Origin of the sequence: Flavobacterium sp. M31R6, assembly GCF_013284035.1 — a bacterium.
Taxonomy (GTDB): Bacteria; Bacteroidota; Bacteroidia; order Flavobacteriales; family Flavobacteriaceae; genus Flavobacterium.
Window position 1 is genome coordinate 2,763,568 of the sequence record NZ_CP054141.1, and the last position, 19,242, is coordinate 2,782,809.

At 31.8% G+C, this 19,242-nt stretch carries 19 protein-coding genes and 1 other RNA gene; 12 read left to right on the top strand and 8 right to left on the bottom strand.

Annotated features, from left to right (window positions below; genetic code table 11):
- Positions 1-200: 200 nt before the first annotated feature.
- A complete protein-coding gene (locus HQN62_RS11295; RefSeq protein WP_173504426.1) occupies positions 201-554 on the top strand; it encodes a hypothetical protein in 354 nt (117 codons plus the stop codon).
- A gap of 95 nt (positions 555-649) precedes the next feature.
- Here the strand turns inward: HQN62_RS11295 and HQN62_RS11300 are convergent, their stop codons facing one another.
- Positions 650-946 carry a hypothetical protein gene (locus HQN62_RS11300; protein ID WP_116798230.1) on the bottom strand — a complete coding sequence of 99 codons (297 nt, stop codon included), beginning with the start codon at positions 944-946 and terminating at the stop codon, positions 650-652.
- A gap of 227 nt (positions 947-1,173) precedes the next feature.
- On the opposite strand from HQN62_RS11300, the gene rnpB reads away from it, so the two are divergent.
- From rnpB to HQN62_RS11315, 3 genes are all read left to right on the top strand, one after another.
- Positions 1,174-1,499: RNase P RNA component class A (gene rnpB / locus HQN62_RS11305), an RNA gene on the top strand.
- 41 nt (positions 1,500-1,540) lie between these two features.
- Positions 1,541-1,948: a DoxX family protein gene (locus HQN62_RS11310; protein WP_173504427.1), complete on the top strand. Its 408-nt coding sequence runs from the start codon at positions 1,541-1,543 to the stop codon at positions 1,946-1,948.
- 11 nt (positions 1,949-1,959) lie between these two features.
- Positions 1,960-2,904: a ketopantoate reductase family protein gene (locus HQN62_RS11315; protein WP_173504428.1), complete on the top strand. Its 945-nt coding sequence runs from the start codon at positions 1,960-1,962 to the stop codon at positions 2,902-2,904.
- On the opposite strand, the gene HQN62_RS11320 is transcribed toward HQN62_RS11315, so the two are convergent.
- The gene (locus HQN62_RS11320; RefSeq protein ID WP_173504429.1) at positions 2,888-3,577 is read right to left on the bottom strand and encodes a response regulator transcription factor; all 690 of its coding nucleotides are present in this window, start codon (positions 3,575-3,577) and stop codon (positions 2,888-2,890) included. The genes HQN62_RS11315 and HQN62_RS11320 overlap by 17 nt on opposite strands.
- Positions 3,578-3,587: 10 nt before the next feature.
- Positions 3,588-4,946 carry a sensor histidine kinase gene (locus tag HQN62_RS11325; protein ID WP_173504430.1) on the bottom strand — a complete coding sequence of 453 codons (1,359 nt, stop codon included), beginning with the start codon at positions 4,944-4,946 and terminating at the stop codon, positions 3,588-3,590.
- A gap of 141 nt (positions 4,947-5,087) precedes the next feature.
- On the opposite strand from HQN62_RS11325, the gene HQN62_RS11330 reads away from it, so the two are divergent.
- Positions 5,088-7,205, top strand: a complete 2,118-nt coding sequence (locus tag HQN62_RS11330) for an outer membrane beta-barrel family protein (protein ID WP_173504431.1) — start codon at positions 5,088-5,090, stop codon at positions 7,203-7,205.
- A gap of 131 nt (positions 7,206-7,336) precedes the next feature.
- A complete protein-coding gene (locus tag HQN62_RS11335; protein WP_116798225.1) occupies positions 7,337-7,882 on the top strand; it encodes a hypothetical protein in 546 nt (181 codons plus the stop codon).
- 72 nt (positions 7,883-7,954) lie between these two features.
- Here the strand turns inward: HQN62_RS11335 and HQN62_RS11340 are convergent, their stop codons facing one another.
- Positions 7,955-8,557, bottom strand: a complete 603-nt coding sequence (locus HQN62_RS11340; protein WP_116798224.1) for an RsmD family RNA methyltransferase — start codon at positions 8,555-8,557, stop codon at positions 7,955-7,957.
- A complete protein-coding gene (locus tag HQN62_RS11345; RefSeq protein ID WP_116798223.1) occupies positions 8,554-9,366 on the bottom strand; it encodes a DUF3822 family protein in 813 nt (270 codons plus the stop codon). Before HQN62_RS11345 ends, HQN62_RS11340 begins: the two co-directional genes overlap by 4 nt.
- Positions 9,367-9,651: 285 nt before the next feature.
- Between HQN62_RS11345 and HQN62_RS11350 the strand changes: the two genes are divergently transcribed.
- The 4 genes from HQN62_RS11350 (at position 9,652) to kdsB (ending at position 13,675) form a co-directional block, all read left to right on the top strand.
- Positions 9,652-11,076, top strand: coding sequence for an ATP-dependent DNA helicase (locus HQN62_RS11350; RefSeq protein WP_173504432.1), 1,425 nt, complete (start codon positions 9,652-9,654; stop codon positions 11,074-11,076).
- Between the two features lie 99 nt (positions 11,077-11,175).
- The gene (gene ygiD, locus HQN62_RS11355) at positions 11,176-12,009 is read left to right on the top strand and encodes a 4,5-DOPA-extradiol-dioxygenase (RefSeq protein ID WP_173504433.1); all 834 of its coding nucleotides are present in this window, start codon (positions 11,176-11,178) and stop codon (positions 12,007-12,009) included.
- Between the two features lie 85 nt (positions 12,010-12,094).
- On the top strand, positions 12,095-12,898 hold the full coding sequence (locus HQN62_RS11360; protein WP_173504434.1) for a KilA-N domain-containing protein: 804 nt from the start codon (positions 12,095-12,097) through the stop codon (positions 12,896-12,898).
- Between the two features lie 48 nt (positions 12,899-12,946).
- The gene (gene kdsB, locus HQN62_RS11365; RefSeq protein WP_173504435.1) at positions 12,947-13,675 is read left to right on the top strand and encodes a 3-deoxy-manno-octulosonate cytidylyltransferase; all 729 of its coding nucleotides are present in this window, start codon (positions 12,947-12,949) and stop codon (positions 13,673-13,675) included.
- A 67-nt stretch (positions 13,676-13,742) separates the two neighbouring features.
- Here kdsB and HQN62_RS11370 read toward each other — a convergent pair whose 3' ends face one another.
- Positions 13,743-15,617 (bottom strand): glycoside hydrolase family 3 protein, encoded by a 1,875-nt coding sequence (locus HQN62_RS11370; protein WP_173504436.1) that lies wholly within the window; start codon positions 15,615-15,617, stop codon positions 13,743-13,745.
- A gap of 177 nt (positions 15,618-15,794) precedes the next feature.
- Positions 15,795-16,460 (bottom strand): spermidine synthase, encoded by a 666-nt coding sequence (locus tag HQN62_RS11375; RefSeq protein WP_173504437.1) that lies wholly within the window; start codon positions 16,458-16,460, stop codon positions 15,795-15,797.
- 62 nt (positions 16,461-16,522) lie between these two features.
- Between HQN62_RS11375 and HQN62_RS11380 the strand changes: the two genes are divergently transcribed.
- Positions 16,523-17,077: a 1-acyl-sn-glycerol-3-phosphate acyltransferase gene (locus tag HQN62_RS11380; protein WP_173504438.1), complete on the top strand. Its 555-nt coding sequence runs from the start codon at positions 16,523-16,525 to the stop codon at positions 17,075-17,077.
- Between the two features lie 225 nt (positions 17,078-17,302).
- On the opposite strand, the gene HQN62_RS11385 is transcribed toward HQN62_RS11380, so the two are convergent.
- Positions 17,303-17,755 carry a helix-turn-helix transcriptional regulator gene (locus HQN62_RS11385; RefSeq protein ID WP_173504439.1) on the bottom strand — a complete coding sequence of 151 codons (453 nt, stop codon included), beginning with the start codon at positions 17,753-17,755 and terminating at the stop codon, positions 17,303-17,305.
- A gap of 310 nt (positions 17,756-18,065) precedes the next feature.
- On the opposite strand from HQN62_RS11385, the gene HQN62_RS11390 reads away from it, so the two are divergent.
- Complete coding sequence (locus HQN62_RS11390) at positions 18,066-19,220, top strand: M14 family metallopeptidase (protein WP_173504440.1); 1,155 nt, start codon at positions 18,066-18,068, stop codon at positions 19,218-19,220.
- Positions 19,221-19,242: the final 22 nt, after the last annotated feature.

Below are 19,242 nucleotides of genomic sequence, written 5' to 3' on the forward strand. Positions count from 1 at the left end.
AAAAGCGAAGTAAAATCTAATTTTTTATTAAAAAAATGTATTGGTCATTATTGATGGTTATTAGTATCATTTACATCCTATTTTTAGAATAATACAATTCTGCATGGTGTTAAACATTAAAAAAAAATGAATAAATTGGGAGTAATATTTAGTTAGAATACGTAAATTAGTACATTGAAAATCAGTAAAATAAAGGTATTATGGGAGAGATGAAAAAAAATTCAGGAACAAATGGTTTAGAACAAAAAAAAGAAAACAAAAACAAGTTACCGGATTCTCTTTTGTATCCTCCGGAAGAAGATATTTATAGAAAATTCCATAAAGAAAGTGACATCGACCCTGAAGATATTTCGAAAAAGAAAATTCCTATCGAAATCAACAATATAAGCGAACTGAACCAAAAGGAATTTGATGAGGACATGTCTGGTGCCGATTTAGATATCCCAGGTTCAGAGTTTGATGATGAATACATTTCGACTGGAGAAGAAGATGAAGAAAATAGCCATTACAGCATTGGTGGAGACGATCACAATAATTTGGAAGAAAACACCTAAACTAAGTTATTCTTAGACCTAAAACGGGTATTTTGGGACATTTTAAGTTGGTTTGTTTTTTTATTATATTCATTAAAAATAAAAACAAGAGATGATTATTTGCTACTTTCAATAAATAGTTTTTCCAAAATTTTTGCCGCTTCATCATCAGAATTTGCTGAAAAACCGGACACAAAAACACCTTTTTTGCCAGAAATGGATATTATTCCATAAACAACTGATTCTTCATCTGGATCTGAGTCTCCTTCATAACGATATACATGTTCTACTGAGTAATCATCTGGATTCGATTTAATGGCTTCTGTATGAAGATTAAAATCATGGTGAAATCCTTTTTCTTTTAAATCTTCTAAGGCTTCCAAAACGGTGGTATAATGATAAGTTGGTTTCATATGTAGCTTTTTTTTATTGGTCATATGTAATTGCTTCGTCTGTTTGCTAACGTTCGAGACGCAATCATCATTGGTTTTTACGACCAATTTAGAGTCATGCCAATTTCATAATGACAGAAATTAATATTTAGATTAAAGATAACTATTTTGTTTGTAGTATGTTGCAAATGACTTGTTAAAGTAAAAGCTGTATTCTTGAAAAACCTTGATTAATGTTGTAGATTTGCACCGCAGACCGCCTTATCGTCGTCTCGATTAATCGGGAGGGAGGAAAGTCCGGACACCACAGAGAAGCATAGCGGGTAACACCCGTCGGTTGCGTTTTAGGACGTGATTAGGACAAGTGCAACAGAAAGTATGTACAGGTAATGCTGTAGTGAAACCAGGTAAACTCTATGCGGTGAAATATCAAGTATATCAGCATTTAAGGGCTTCTCGTCCGTTGCTGAAGGGTAGATAGCTTGAGTCCAACAGTAATGCTGGATCTAGATAAATGATAAGGTATTGTTAGTAATAACAAGAACAGAATCCGGCTTATAGGTCTGCATTTTTTTACTATTTTTCATGTTTATTTACTATTTTAGTCAAAAAAACATGAGAAATTTTCCTTTTTTATCTTCATCACAGTCACTTTTACTTTTTAGAATTACTCTACCATTATTTTTTGTGGCTCATGCGGTCACAAGGATTACCAATGGCACAATAGAACGATTTGCCGGGTTTTTATCTTCCAAGGGCTTCATTGCAACCACTGTAATGGTTTGGGGAATCACTGCCTATGAAATTATTGGAGGTATCGCACTGGCCTTTGGATATTATACAAAGTATCTGTCTCTTGGATTTATTTTGATGTTAATAATGGGTAATATTATCATCCATTATGAAAATGGTTGGTGGGTTGGTGAACACGGTGAAGGAGGAATGGAGTATAGCTGTGCTCTAATTTTGGGGCTGGTTGTTATTGCAGCTACGAAAAACCATAAAGAGACTCTTGAAAACTAATCCATTAAATAATGAAAACACGTATAGGAATTTTAGGTTTAGGTGGAGTAGGTGGTTATTTTGGAGGACTATTGGCCAGAGAATACACTAAATCCAATACCGTCGAAATTATTTTTATTGCTCGAGGCGAAACTCAAAAAAACATTGTTGAATCAGGATTAAAAATCCTCTCCGATGATGGTGAGACGATTGTTTTCCCGGATTTAGTTTCTGACAATCCTGAATTAATCGGAACACTCGATTACCTGATATGTGCGACCAAAACCTACGATATTGAAACTAGTTTTGAATTGTACAGAAAATGCATTGCACCCGATACAATCATTCTTCCACTTTACAACGGAGTTGATGCTACAGAGAGGATTAACAAACTATTTCCACAAAATATTGTTTTGCAAGGCTGTGTCTATATCGTTTCGATGATTGTTGCACCAGGAATAATCAAGAAAATTGGACCTTATGAAAAACTATTTTTCGGATCGAAATCAACTAAGGATTCTAGAATAACAACACTTCAATCTATTTTCGAAAAGGCAAAAATCGAAAGTTATTTTGTTGCGAATATTGAAGAAACCGTTTGGGAAAAATTCATTTTTATTTCGGCTCTTGCCTCAGCAACTTCTTATTTGAATCAGAATATTGGTCAGATTTTATCAAATTCAGAGAGTAAACAAGTTTATATTTCTTTGTTGAATGAAATTGCCTTGGTCGCTTCCGCGAAAGGGTTAAAAATGCCCAAAAATATTATTGAAGAAACTATTATCAAACTTGAAAAATCACCGCAAGAAGCAACTTCCTCAATGCATAGGGATTTTTTAGCCAATCATAAAACTGAAGTTGTTTCACTAACCGAATTCGTCGTAAAAGAAGGTCAGAAATATAGAGTTTCGACACCTGTTTATCAATTGATACTAGACAAATTGCAAAATAAAAACAGATTTAATTTTCGATTTTAAATTCCAATCCAATATTCCGGACACTTTCAATGCTTATTCTAGAATCGTCCTTGAAATATTTACGTATTTTACTGATGTAGACATCCATACTTCTGCCTGAAAAAAAATCGTCACTACCCCAAATCGTTTTCAAAATTTGTTCCCGTTTTACCATTTGATTTTTATGGATAAAGAAAAAATGAATTAGAGCCGCTTCTTTTTCAGTCAGTTGTTGCGTTACAGAATTGTTTTTTAGGCACAAACGTTTGGTATCGAATGAATAAGCACCAATTTCTAATTCCTCAATTATTGGTAAATGAGCCTGTTTTTGTTTGCTTCTCTTCAGGATATTGTTAAGTCTTAAAACAAGTTCATCAGCCTCAAAAGGCTTTACAATATAATCATCCGCACCTAATTTTAATCCAATGATTTTGTCTTCTTTTAGCTTTCTTGCCGTCAGAAAAACAAAAGGGACTTCAGGATTGATTTTGATGATTTTCTCGGCAAGGGTAAATCCATCCATTTTGGGCATCATAACATCAAAAACGCAAATATCAAAGCTTTCAATTTGGAAGATACGCAACGCTTCTTCTCCGTTTTCTGCCCAAGTAATCTCATATTGGTATAATTCTAAATATTGCTTGAGAACACTTGCGAAATCAGCATCATCTTCGGCTAAAAGTATTTTTTTCAATGGGAGAATATTAGACTTTAAACATAATTGTAAACTCAGATCCTTTACCTAAATCACTTATAACATCAATTGTGCCTTGATGTGCTTTTATAATTTGCTTTACATAAAAAAGCCCCAATCCTAATCCTTTTGTATTGTGTAAATTGCCTTCTTCGACTCTGTAGAACTTATCAAACAATAAAGAATGTTTATTTTTTGAAATTCCAATTCCATCATCTTTAATACTGATGTTAAATTGGTTTTTGATTAATTCGGTTTTAATTGTAATAGTATTACTTCCATATTTCACGGCATTTTCGAGTACATTTAAAAGAGCAGTCGTCAGATGGAATTTATCCAAAACCAAAGACGTTTCGTTTGTGTTAAAATGTGTTTCGATAGTCACTTTTGGAAACGCAATCTTAAAATCGGCAACGATATTTTTTAAAAATGATTCTGCATCGATTTTCTCTTTTTGCAATTCAATCTCATCTTCTCCCAAGGAATTAGCCATTACTTGGTCAATTAAGCTTTGCAGACGAGTATTTTGACGCGAAATAGTATTCAAAACACAGCTGAATTGCGCTTCATTCTCGCGAATGTCTTTTCGCTCTAATATTTTTGTGGAAATTCCCAAAGTAGTCAGAGGAGTTTTGAGTTCGTGAGTGATATTATTGATGAAATCGGTTTTGACATCACTTACTTTTTTTTGCTTAATTAATGCTTTAATCGCAATTACAAAAAGAGTTATTAAAGTTAGAATTGAAAGCAATGACAGCAGTAAAATCATTTTCATTCTTTCAAAAATGATCATTTCCCAATCGATTACAGAAACATACATGGAATCTTCTGTAAGTAATTTATAATCTTTTAATGATGCAGGACCATTTGTGGTGCTAACATAATTTCTAACCAAAAAAGCATTATTTAAAGACTTTAAATTACCGTATATTTTATTTTGAATAAGAGGCTTTTCAGAAAAAATAGTATCCGTTTTTCGATAACTATTATAAATGACAAATTTGTTCAGGACAATAGCAAAATCAATGGCGATATTGGGGAAATCTCTTTTAAATCGAAGTTGTAGTTTTCGTGTTAAGGCGTCATTAGATTCATTTTCTATTAAAGTATTTTTTATAGTAATCTTTGATTTTTTACCCAAAACATAATTTTGGGCCAATTGCTTATAAAGCATTTCTTTTTTGTTGACATAAGCCGAATCAATATCACTGTAATCATTCGTTATTTTGGCAATATCTTCTTTAATTTCTGAGTGAAACTGTGCCACTTTATAATCATAAGTGGTTTTTACCAAATAGCATTGCACGGCAGATAAGACAATCAGAGCAACTATAGAAAATGCGATTAATAAATTAATTCTTTGTTTCATTTGGTAATAATTGAATTCAAAAATAATTCTTTTATCATTCAAATTAGCCATTAACTCCGCATTAACCTTCGATTAACTTAGATAGTGAGTATTTAGAATCATTTTTGCAGTGTTTCATAATCAAAAAACTTACTATTATAAATGAAAAATAGATTAGGATTTAAAAATGCATTAATCACCATTTGTCTTGTTATTTCTGGATTGAGTTACGGACAAAATACTACCGAAAATGACAGTATATCCAATAAATTAAAGGAAGTAGTTGTCACTAAAGAAAAAAAAATGTTCACCAATAAAAATGGCAATATAAAAGTTGATGTTGCTAATTCTATTCTAAATTCAGCCCCAAATACGATAGATTTGTTATCCAAACTACCCAATATTACTCTCAGTGCTGACAAAGAGAATATCACGGTTATTGGAAAGGGAAATCCTTTAATATACATAGACAATCAAAAAGTGGGAATGAATGATTTGACTGCCTTGTCGGTAGATGACATAAAAACCATCGAAATCATCAATAATCCATCATCAAAATATGAAGCCGAAGGAAGAGCGGTAATTTTGATAACCAGAAAATTTAGTAAAAAGGAAGGCTCACAAACGACTTTATCCGAGGTGGCTTCGTTCAAGAAAGAATTCAATAATTATTTGGGAATAAATTCGAGTTTCAAAAAGAATAAATTGGAATGGAAAGCTAATTTTAATTACAACAAACTAAGTCCTTGGGAAAGCCACAGCATTAATTATCAAATTCCATCTGAGGGTATAATTTCGAATTATAATGTTGCTACTGCAAATACCAAAAGAAAGCAATTTATTTTTGGTGGAGGCCTTTTTTATAAAATCAATGAAGAAGATTATTTTTCAATTAGCATGAACAGTAAATTACAAAGCGAACCTTTCGACATAAACACAACAACTTATAACAAAAACGGAGATGTCGAAAATAATGTTGTAACGTACAGCGATAATAAGAGCCAGAAGAATTTTATCAACTCTTTTGTTAATTATTCAAAGAAAATTAAATCTATTGACACGCAATTGTTTACGGGTTTACAATATTCTAATTTTAATCAGGATTCAAAGTCGTTGGCCCAGAACAATTTTAATGACACTCAATTTGAATTGGCACAAAACAGCGATCAAAAATTCAATGTAAATGTTTTTTCGGGTAGGGTAGATCTTGAAAAAAAATTAAAAAATGAGATGAAGTTGGAAGCGGGAGGCCTTTATTTATCAGCTGATGCAAAAACTGATTTTGCCAATTTTAATTATGATTCCAACGCTACAATCATTTCAAATTATAATTTTGAAGAAAAAAATAGCGCAGTATATTCTCAATTGTCTGGCAGTATGAAAAAGATTGGATATTCTTTTGGCTTGAGAGTTGAAAATACAAACATTATAGGAAAATTCAAAAATGACAATGTGCCATTAATCAATAAAAGTTATACCGATTTCTTTCCAAAAGCACAGCTTGACATCCCAATTGACAGTACAAAATCAATAACCTTAAATTATTCAAAAAGTATTCTGAGACCTAATTATTCATCGACAAGTCAGGGTTCAACTTATATCAATCCGTATTTTTTATATTCCAGAAATATCAATTTAAATCCAACTATTAACAATCAAATTTCGTCTAGCTTCCAATATCATGACAAATCGGTAAAGCTAAGTTTTTATCAAAATTTGGATCCTGTGTACAGCAGTTTTTTATTTGACAGCAAGAATAATATATTGATTTTTAAAGAAACCAATTTTGATAAAGAATCGGGACTTAACTTAGAATTTACTTTGCCTTTTACTTATAAAATTTGGACTTCAACCAACAGTCTAAGCTGTATTTTGAATAAAATAGAAGATGATTCTGCCGAATTTATTACATCAAAACCGTATTTATATTATTATTCCAGTAATGAATTTAAACTGCCAAAAGGTTACACAATTGTAGTATCAGCTTGGGGATTAACCGAACAAAAAGAAGGAGTATTTGAAAGAAAACCTGTATTCATAATGGATTTGGGCGTTTCAAAATCATTTTTAACCAATTGGAACTGCACCGTAAGTTATAATGATATTTTTAGAAACACAATTTATGAAGAAAGATTTACGATTAATGGAATAAGTTCAAAAGCTAGATATCTTGTCGATGCACATGAATTTTCGATAGCTGTTAAATATTCATTTGGCAAAATAAAATCGGCAGAGTTTAAGGAAAAAAATATTGATGATAATTCTAATAGAATTCGATAATAATTTTCCCAGTCAATTTTCTTAATCAGACAATCTTAATCTTATTAATAAACTAAAATGATTACAAACATGGTTTAAATATAATAATTGTATTACATTTGATTACAAATTAATTATTAGTACCAGCCTTTATGAAATTACTGCATCCCTTTGTTCTTTTTTTATTTTTTACACCTTTGATTAAAACAATTGCTCAAGACATGCCATCAGTTGAGAAAAATTTATTCAAAATTGATTTCCTAGATCCAGGTTTTACTTTCGAACATGGTTTAACAGCAAACAGCACTTTAAATTCGGAAATTGGATTAGGACTTGGTTATAAATATAGTGATTACTATGGCTCAACCTTTATTGCTTATCCTTTCATATTAGAAGAATATCGTTATTATTATAATTTTGCAAGACGAATTCGAAAAGGTAAAAGCATTTCGAGAAATTCAGGAAATTATTTTGGAGCTAACGCAGGTTATTTTTTTAAGCCAATTACGAAACAGCAGGAAAAATTTGTTGAATCTTCCCAAATAGCCGCTTTTTATGGTTTACAAAGAACTTATAAAAGAGGGTTTAATATTGGGTATCAGGTTGGAGTTGGGTATCAAATATCAAAATCTAATGATGATGGATTTACACCATATTTTAGATTTACAATAGGTTGGGTAATTGGTAAAAAGAAGTAAAAAACTAACTCCCTTATACAAATAAAGCCCTTGCGATTGCAAGGGCTTTATTTGTATAAATTCTTAAGTATCTTAACCTTCGTCTTCTTCTGTATCTTTTTGATTGGACTCATCGTCAATTTCTTCCTCTTTAACTGAATCCAATTCAAAGAAACTAAAAATAGAGCCACCATAACTTTTCTGGAAAGAAAAATTAATCATGTGATCCAGTTTGGTGTACTTCGAATGCTCAATAACCATCATGCCATCTTCATTGAGTAATCCTTTTTCGAAAATCAATAAAACAATTTTCTCAAATATTTTTTGATCTAAACCATAAGGAGGATCTGCAAAAATAATATCGTAAGTTGTTTTACATTTTTCCAAAAAAGAGAAAACATCACTTTTGGTGGCCGCAATATTAAAATCATATTCAGATGCCACTTGCTTGATGAATTTCACACACCCAAAATCACCATCAACTGAAGTAATTGGCGTACTTCCTCGTGAAGCAAACTCATAGCTGATATTGCCTGTTCCGGCAAATAAATCCAATACTTTCAAACTGTCAAAGCTGAAATGATTATTCAAAACATTGAATAATGCTTCTTTGGACATATCGGTTGTAGGTCGAACGGGGAGTCCTTTTGGTGGAGAAATGCGTCTTCCTTTGTATTTTCCAGATATGATTCTCATGAGTTAAAAAGTATAAAATGTTGCAGATTCTGTCCTGCTGAAAAGTTGTTGCTTTTTTGTAAATCTGTTACATCAAGAAAGGATACATTTCGAATGTATTTGAAAGCGATTTTATAAAAATCATCTTCTTCCGAAATGGCTCCTAATAATTCCAATTGGAAACTTTCGGGATTCATATTTAGCTGTTCGGCTGTAAAAAGCAGATAGTAAATGAAATCCTCTGGCGTTTTATATTCGAATGAATTGAATAAAAGTAATTTTTGATTCTGAATCACAATAATTTCAAAATGTCCAGGATTAAAATGGACAATCATTTTCTTATTGTCATTGTTTTTGGATGCATCCAAAAGCTTTGAAACCAAGATACTGTTGGCGTGTTTGTAATCGAAAGAACCAAATTGATCTATAAAAAAGTTATTGATATTCACATACGGAATGTAAACCGCATTCATCTGATAATTGTTGATTTCATCAAATGCAAAAAAGTCGGTTTCAAAAACTTTGGTGTTGTATTGCAAATAACTGCCTAGAAAATTTTCATCAAATAGGGCAGTGGGAACAAATGTCGAAAGATTGTTATTATGAATCACTTGAATTTCATCGTAACTGTCATTCAGTTCCGGATAATTTCGGAAAGCATCCGAAAACAATTCCTCAATCTTGGTCGATTTATGGAAAGTGTCAAAATGAATTTCATTTATAGATACAATTGTATTATGAAGCGTATCAAAACAACAAAAAGAGAGTCCTGTCAGTGAAACCTGAATGGAAAGCTTTTTGTATTTTTTATCGGTTATATTGGTGCTCATAGTATTTTCTTCAACAATGCAAACTTACGAATAAAAAGGCAATGGCAATATCAAAAATCAATGGCAATGGCAATATCAATGGCAATAGAAAAAAAATAAAGTTTAATAGTAAATAAAAAATGGAATAGGCTTTCAATCTAAATTGAAATTCCAAGTTAATAATGATTTTTGATATTGCAATTGTAATTGTTTTTTGCCATTGATATTGCAATTGATTTTTGAAATTGATTTTTGAAATTGAAATTGCCATTGAAATAGCCTTACTTTGCAATCAAAATATACCCAATGAATTCCTCCTCATTTTACAGCCATTTACAGAAAAAATTCCCTTTTCAGCCGACGTATAATCAGGATATATTTTTTCAAAAAATCGCTATTTTCTTGACCGACACTCAAAATGAAACCATTTTTGTGCTGAAAGGTTATGCAGGAACTGGGAAAACAACGGTTATTTCCACGATTGTAAATAGCTTACTGGAGATTGACAAAAAGTGTGTTTTACTTGCTCCAACTGGGAGAGCGGCCAAGGTAATTTCTAATTACTCGAACAAATCGGCTTTTACGATTCATAAAAAAATCTATTTCCCGAAGAAGAATTCAGGGGGAGGCGTTTCGTTTACTTTACAACAGAACAAACATAAAAATACTGTTTTCATAGTCGATGAAGCTTCGATGATTTCGGATACGAATTCGGATTCCAAATTATATGAAAATGGTTCTTTGCTCGATGATTTGATCTCCTATGTATATTCGGGAACCAATTGCAAAATGATTCTATTGGGGGATACGGCTCAGTTACCGCCTGTGAATTTGGACATAAGCCCGGCTTTGGACATACATACGCTTAGCATAAATTACAACAAAGAGGTAGAATATATTGAGCTTGATGAAGTAATGCGTCAGGAGGAAAATTCAGGGATTTTACACAATGCGACAGAATTGAGGGAATTGTTGAAAGATACTTTTATAACCGAATTCAAATTCAATGTTCGGAAATTCAAAGACATTGTTCGTTTGGTTGATGGCTATGATATTCAGGATGCAATTCATTCGGCTTACAGCAATTTTAGTATAGAAGACACCGCTTTTATTGTTCGTTCCAATAAAAGGGCAAATCAATATAATGAGCAAATACGGACAAAAATTCTCGATAAAGAAAGTGAACTCTCCACAGGAGATTTCCTGATGGTGGTAAAGAATAATTATTTTTGGCTAAAGGATTCGGATGAAGCCGGATTTATTGCCAATGGTGATATTATCGAGATTTTGGAAATGTTTGGCATAATGGAACTCTACGGTTTTAAATTTGCAAAAGTAAAAATCCGAATGATTGACTATCCCGATCAGAAACCTTTTGAAACTGTGCTTTTGATGAATACCATAAAAAGTGAATCCCCGTCTTTGACATTCGAGGAATCAAATCGTTTGTACCAAGAAGTGATGAAAGATTATGAAAGTGAAACTACAAAGTACAAAAAGTTCCAAAAAGTTAAGGAAAACGAATATTTCAATGCATTACAAGTTAAATTCTCGTATGCTATTACTTGTCATAAATCGCAGGGAGGGCAATGGAATACGGTCTTTATAGAACAACCGTATTTACCAAATGGTATTGACAGAGATTACATTAGATGGTTATACACCGCTATGACGAGAGCCAAAAATAAGTTATATTTGATAGGTTTTAAGGATGAGAGTTTTGTGGAATGATTAAAAAATTAACCACAGATTCGCAGATCTTGAATGAATAATAGATTACTATAGATTTATAAAAAAATCTGCAAATCTGCGGTAAAAAAAATAAATACAATGAACACACTAAATGACTTACATAAAATATCAGGTTCATTTTCAAATACTGAAAAAATGCCTGTTTTGTTTTTGGGACACGGAAGTCCAATGAACGCCATCGAAGAAAATCAGTTTGTGACCGGTTTTCGTGATTTGGCAAAAACGCTTCCCAAACCCAATGCTATTTTGTGTATATCGGCACATTGGTTTACTAATGGAACCAAAGTTACCGCAATGGAAATACCAAGAACAATTCATGATTTTGGCGGATTTCCACAAGAATTATTTGAAGTGCAATATCCCGCCAAAGGAAGCCCTGAATTAGCAACCGTAACCCAAGAATTATTATTGCCAAACAGTGTAGAATTAGATCAACATTGGGGTTTAGACCACGGAGCTTGGAGTGTAATTAAACATTTATATCCAGATGCTGATATTCCTGTAATTCAGATGAGTATCGATTATACAAAATCAGGACAATATCATTTTGATTTGGCGCAAAAACTAAGTGCGTTGCGCAGTAAAGGAATTTTGATTGTAGGCAGTGGCAATATCATCCATAATTTGAGAATGGTTGATTTTAGAAACATCAATACTGAAAATTACGGTTACGATTGGGCTGTAGAAGCAAGGGCAGATATAAACGATTATTTACTCGATGGCAATTTTCAACCGCTTATTGATTTTGAAAAACAGAGTAAAGCTTTTCAACTGGCAATTCCAACACCGGATCATTATTTACCTTTAATTTATACTTTGGGACTAAAAGGGAAATCAGAAGAATTGAGTTTGTTCAATGATAAATTGGTAGGAGGGTCGTTGAGTATGACTTCGGTGAAGATTTCGAATTAATTTATAGAAAAATCTTATATTTGACAAAAATATATAGCTTATATAATTTTATAAAATGTCATATTTAATTTAGAATACTCAATAGATGGCTAAAATTAAAGTTAAGGATACCGAAGTTACCGTAGTATCAATCAATAATAATGATTATATTTCTATTACAGACATTGCAAAACACAAAACTGATGATACAAGTGCAACCATTGGAAATTGGATGCGAAATAGAAATACATTAGAATTCTTGGGGCTTTGGGAAACATTATATAACCCAAATTTTAAACCCCTCGAATTCGAGGGGTTTAAAAAAGAGGCCGGTTTAAACGCCTTTACAATGTCTCCTCAAAAATGGATAAATACAACTGATGCCATTGGTTTTGTTTCAAAATCAGGGCGATATGGCGGAACGTTTACTCATAAAGATATTGCCTTTAAATTTGCAAGTTGGATTTCAGTTGAATTTGAACTTTATATTGTTAAAGAATTTCAGCGTTTAAAAGAAGAAGAGCAAAAACATATTGGTTGGTCGGTACACAGGGAATTAACAAAAATAAACTACCACATCCATACCGATGCTATTAAACACAATTTAACACCCAAAACACTTACTACTTTACAAATCTCAATAGTATATGCTAATGAAGCCGATGTATTGAATATGGCTTTGTTTGGGATGATTGCTAAACAATGGCGAGAACAAAACCCTGATTTGAAAGGAAATATTCGGGATTATGCCTCAATAAATGAGCTAATTTGTTTATCTAATCTGGAAAATTTAAACGCTCTTTTTATCAACGAAAATTTATCACAAAAAGAACGATTAGTAAAACTCAATCAAATAGCTATACAGCAAATGATTATTTTAAAAGAGGTAGAAAATAAAAAATTAAAATAAAACTTTGCAATTTACCACCTTCGTGGCAATTAAAAAACATATAAAGTAATGAAAATAATAGCAGTCATTCCCGCCCGTTACGCATCCACACGATTTCCAGCAAAACTGATGCAGGATTTGGGAGGTAAAACGGTTATTTTAAGAACTTACGAAGCAGCCATAAACACTCAATTGTTTGACGATGTCTTTGTGGTAACTGATTCCGATTTGATTTTTGATGAAATAGTTTCCAATGGAGGAAAAGTCATTCGAAGTATCAAAGAACACGAATCGGGGAGTGATCGTATTGCAGAAGCAGTTGAAAATCTAGATGTTGATATTGTTATCAATGTGCAAGGGGATGAACCATTTATTGATGCAGTACCTCTAGCAAAAGTCATCGAAGTTTTTAAAAATGATACTTCAAATCAAGTTGATTTGGCTTCTTTGATGAGAGAGATAAAAAACGAAGACGAAATCAACAATCCTAATAATGTTAAAGTGGTAGTTGACCAAAACGGATTTGCATTGTATTTTTCACGTTCGGTGATTCCGTATCCACGAGAGAAAAATGTTGGTGTTCGTTATATGCAGCATATTGGAATTTATGCTTTTAGAAAACAAGCGCTTTTAGATTTTTATAGCTTACCAATGAAGTCATTGGAAGCCTCCGAAAAATTAGAACAATTGCGTTATCTGGAATTTGGAAAACGCATCAAAATGGTAGAAACCACACACGTTGGAATTGGAATCGACACTGCAGAAGATTTGGAAAAAGCCAGAAAAATGATAGGATAAAAAAATCCCCGTTTCAAAGATTTTATTTATAATCTTCGAATCGGGGGTTTTATCTTTTTAAAACAAATTAGTATCGCAATCCAAACCCAAAAGCATACAAAGGATCTTTTGAATCATAAGGGACATCTTCTTTTTGGTTTCTGACCGCCTCCATTGATGAAGGTAATTCAAAAGGTAATTTACCTTCTGGTTTGGCAACACCAAAAATAACATCCAAAAGAGCAGCATCACTTGCTCCATAATTACCGAAAACAGCTTTGGCAGCCCCATTTATTTCAGGAAATACAGCAGGACGATCCAAATAAATGTCTATAATAGTTGGTACGGTTTTGCAAAGTGTCAAAACATCTTCTAAATCCTTTCCTTTAAAATCCAAGTCACCATGGTGAAATCCTTTGGCAAACGGATTGTCAGTATCAAGAGGAACCCAAGGCGTATTCAAACGGATAATGGCGATATCTGCTTGCTCAGGTAAAGCAACAATAATACCGTATTGAGAAGCAATTTTAGGATCTACATTTTTTACATAAATCTTCAATTTATTTGATACAGACAAAGGAAGTTTTAAATCATTTTTCAATAAAGTCATGGAGCGACGTTGGGTATCTTCACCTAATTTTTTAAAATCGGCACGACCTACTATTTTTGTTGCATTTTCTACATCAATATAAGGGTTATCAAATAAACCTAAAATGAATTTTTGGCGTAATAATCTTCGAACTGATTGATCAATTCTAGATTCTTTAATTTTTCCTTCTTTGACTAATTGAACAATATATTGAGGGCAATTTTCTCCACCGAATTGATCACAACCCGCATCAATTATCTTTTTTACTCTTTCAATTTCGCTAAGATTTTCAACTCCCCAAGCTCTTGCAGGCCATATTACAGCTCCCATGTGTGTATCTGAAACCAAACCCCAATCGGTACAAACTACTCCATCAAATTTATATTTTTCACGCAGTAATTTGGTAATTATGTCTTTATTGTAGGAGAACCCAACATTTTCTGAAGTTTGATCCATTGGTACTCCATAATACGGCATAATGCAAGCAGTATTTGCTTTGAATGCAGCTTCAAAAGGAATTAGATGATAATTGAAATTTTTTCCAGGATACACCTGACCTTTTTGATATTGAAAATGTGGATCCAAACCTTCTTTTTGAGGACCGCCACCCGAGAAATGTTTAGTCATACAAGCTACACTGGTATTTCCCAATTGTTTTCCCTGAAAACCTAAAATATAAGCTTGAATCATTCGAGCAGATAAATTTGCATCCTCCCCAAAAGTTCCACTTACACGAGGCCAGCGAGGTTCTGTTGCCAAATCGGCCATGGGATGCAAAGCTTCTCGGATTCCAACAGCTAGATATTCTTGTCGAGCAATATCTCCAAATTTTTGGGTCAAAACGGGATCGTTTATTGCAGCAAAACCCAATTGCTCTGGCCACTGAGAAAATCCATTGGCTTCCATCGCAAATACATTGTTACTGAAATAATGACGTGGATCTGATGCAATGGTTACAGGAATTCCAAGTCTGGATTCTTCGGCAACTTTTTGAATGGCATTATAACCCATTGCCAATTCTTTTACACCTGGTGCTTGCCAATAATTAAAATGATTCATTTTTTTATTAACAATCAAATCTCTTGCAGAAGGAATTCTAGCAGCCATTCCCGTAGCACCTTCTTGCTTATCAATACTTCCATCAGTGTTGATAAGCGTTCCATTGATGAACATCAATCCTGCTTTTTCATCAATATTCATTAGCGAAATAAGATTGTCAATTCGCTTTTCAATCGGAAGATTTATATTTTCATAGGGATCCATTTTACCATTTTTATTGAGATCTCGATATTTTGGAGGATCAATAAATGACAATGAAACAAAGCCAGTAACAAATAGTACTGAGATAAATAGTGGTTTGAATTTATTTCCCATTTTGAATATGAATTAAAAAATTATTACAATGTGTTATTTCGACACAATGTACAAACATTTTTTTAATTTCAAACAATAGATATACATAAAAGTTTGAATAATAGAAAATTACGATATTTGAAGTAAGTAAATTTGAACTTTTCAAACCATGTATTCACTATTTAAATTATTATTTTACTAATTCATTTTTTCAATAATAATTAATTCATTGTGAACTTCTACCCTTGGTATAGACTGTATTTTGTAATTATTGTCATTGAGTTCCTTAATTAAATTTTGATTTCTAAAATTATCTCCGGCGGTCAAACACATTGTATTAAAAAGCACAACCCCTTTGCTCTTTAGTAAAAAGCAAATTCTATTGATAAAAAACTTTTCAAATAAGAAATTAGGCATTGTGGTATCTTGAAATATATCAATTATAATCAAATCGTAACGATCTTTTGTTTTTAGAACAAATTCAAAAGCGTCATCAATTATAATATTCAGATTTTTTATTTCATGTAATTTGAAGTACTCATTAGCAATTTTAATGATATCTGGGTCAATATCAACACCAGTGATTTTACCTTCAAAATGAATTTCATCTACCAATGTTTTAATGACGCTTCCGCCTGCAACTCCAAGTACTAGTGCGTTATCCATTTTTGCAATTCTCTCAAATCCAAAGTGTTTCAGACCTTTTCTTAATATGCGTTGCAAGCTGCCATAAGAATAATTGGTGTTTTCAGAATCGAGTACTAATTCACCATTGGCCCATGTAACTTCAATGGTTTTACTCAAAGTAGATTTCGTTTTGAATATTTTAATGGGAATAATATAACTTAATAATTTACGCATCATTAATTTAGGTTTTTATCAAAAATAAGATAATAATTATTTAATTTGTATAAAAATAATCATAAATGAAGAGACGAATCTATAAATGGATTTTTGAGAATCTAATGGGCTGGAAAATAGAAGGTAGCTTGGATGAACAAATAAAAAAAAGTGTTTTAATGGTTATGCCACATACAAGTTGGCATGATTTTTACGTAGCCATTATTTGCAGAGGTGCTATAGGGGTAGATATCAATTGGGTTGGAAAGAAAGAATTATTTCGTTTCCCTTTTGAATATTTTTTCAAATCTTTGGGAGGTGCACCACTAGATAGAACAGGAGGGTTAAACAAAGTAGAATCTATAGTAAGTATTTTTAATTCGAAAGAAACGTTTCGATTGGGATTGTCTCCTGAAGGAACTCGCAAAAAAGTTGAACAACTCAAGACTGGTTTTTATTATATAGCCTTAAAAGCAAATGTACCAATCATTCCTGTATCAATAAATTTTGAAAAGAAAGTAGTCGATTTTGGACAACCATTTTACCCAACAAGCGATATTGAATCGGATTTGTCATATTTGAATAAACATTTTGTTGATGCTAAGGGCAAAATACCTAAACATGGATATAAAGTATCTTAAAATAAAACTCGCTGAGAATTGCATAAAATATTTTTTCTGAATCCTTGCAAAGAATATTCAATTCTCACAAAACGTATTTTATTTACTATTTTAATTGTTCCTTTTGAATTTTACGAAATTTCTTCTACTATTTATTTTCTTAAATAAGTTGGGTTCTGTTTTGTTTTTTTTATTCAAGAAAAAAACAACCTCAATTGATTTTAAAATTATCTTCAAATTTTAAAATCAATTGGGTGAATATATTTTAAATGTACCATTTTTATAAAAGAAGACAATTTTTTCTATTTCATCAGAATTTTCATTTTCTATCGAAGTTTTAATTTGATTTGTTTTTGGATGATCTAAATTAGAGTCTATAGGTGTCACAATTTGAGAAAATAAATCAATAGGGGTAGGAGTGTCAATCTTTGAAGCAATAGAATTAGAATTTAAATCTGGGCTTATTTCAGAATTCTTTGGAAAAAATCCCTTTCCATTCAATATCCAATACAAATCTACATCAGGAAAAATTTCAACAATTTTTAGAATAAAATCCAAACTTGGCTTGTTTCTTCCAGAGAGTAGGTGAGACATGCTGGAACGTTGTACGCCAATTTTATCGGCAAACGAAGAGGCATTTAGACTATAATAATCAAGTATAATCTCCAATCTTTTTATGAAATCATCCATGTTTACCATTGTAAATTGTGTTTCAAATTAGCGTATTTACAAATGTAACTAATAGGACTGTAGTAACCTAATTTACAATGTTAAATCATTAATTCAGTGTCTTTTGTACTAATGTATTCATAGAGATAAATAACTATAACGCATTGATTAATTGTAATTAATAGAAATATATTAAAACACCTATTAAATACAAATATTAATTACACTTGTCTACAGTTGACTTTGAAAAGATAGTTTACAATCTTAATATTTTGAAAAAATACATGGTTTACAAATGTAAAAATAAAGATGTTTACTTTTGTAAATCAAATATTGTAACATGAATTTAGAACAACTATTCAATCAAAATAAAGAACAGACAATTCACGGCCGCTATATTACGTTAGAGAATATTGAGCCAATATTAAATAGAGAATCCTTAAAAAAGGATGTGAAGATAATTGGAAAATCCGTCTTGGGAAAACCTATTTATAGCTACCAAAAAGGAACCGGTAAATTAAAAATTTATCTTTGGTCACAAATGCACGGAAACGAAAGTACTACGACTAAAGCATTATTCGATTTTATAAATCTACTAAACAGCGGATCGGATCTGGCCAATCAACTTTTAGAAACTTTTACTTTTTATTGCATTCCGATGTTAAATCCTGATGGAGCGCAACTATATACCAGAGCCAATGCTAATGATATTGACTTGAATCGGGATTCCCAGAACCTCACACAGCCTGAAAGTAAAGTATTGAGAACAATTTTTGAAGACATTAAACCTGATTATTGTTTTAATCTCCATGATCAACGTACTATTTTTGGAGTCGCAGATAGCGGGAAGCCTGCAACGGTATCTTTTTTAGCTCCTTCTTATAATGAAGAAAGAGAGGTTAATGAGTCAAGATTAAAAGCTATTAACTTGATTGCTGGTATTAATGAAGTTTTACAAAACTATATTCCAGGTCAAATAGGTCGATTTGATGATTCCTTTAATATTAATTGCATAGGAGATACATTCCAATATTTAGGAGTACCGACCTTGTTGTTTGAGGCTGGGCATTTTACAGGTGACTACGAGAGAGAAGTCACACGTAAATTCATTTTTATAGCTCTACTTTCGAGTTTTATTATTCTCAGCGAAAACGATATAGTTAGCAATATAAATGATAAATATTTGAACATTCCTCAGAATAAAGTCGTTTTTTTTGATTTTATGTATAAAAATGTCAAAATAAATTATGATGGTATCGAAATAATCACGAATTTTGTTGCTCAATATAAAGAAGAGTTAATTAACAATGAATTAAATTTTAATGCTTACATAGTTGAAGTAGGTGATTTAGAAGGTTATTATGGTCATTATGAATATGATGCGAAAGGAGCATTATATGGAGATGATTTTACTAATTTCCCAAAACCAAATCAAAAAGCCGATTTTAATTTAGATAAAAAAGTGTTTTTCGTTAACGGAACTATAATAAAATAATATTTTTGCCGTTTATTTAATT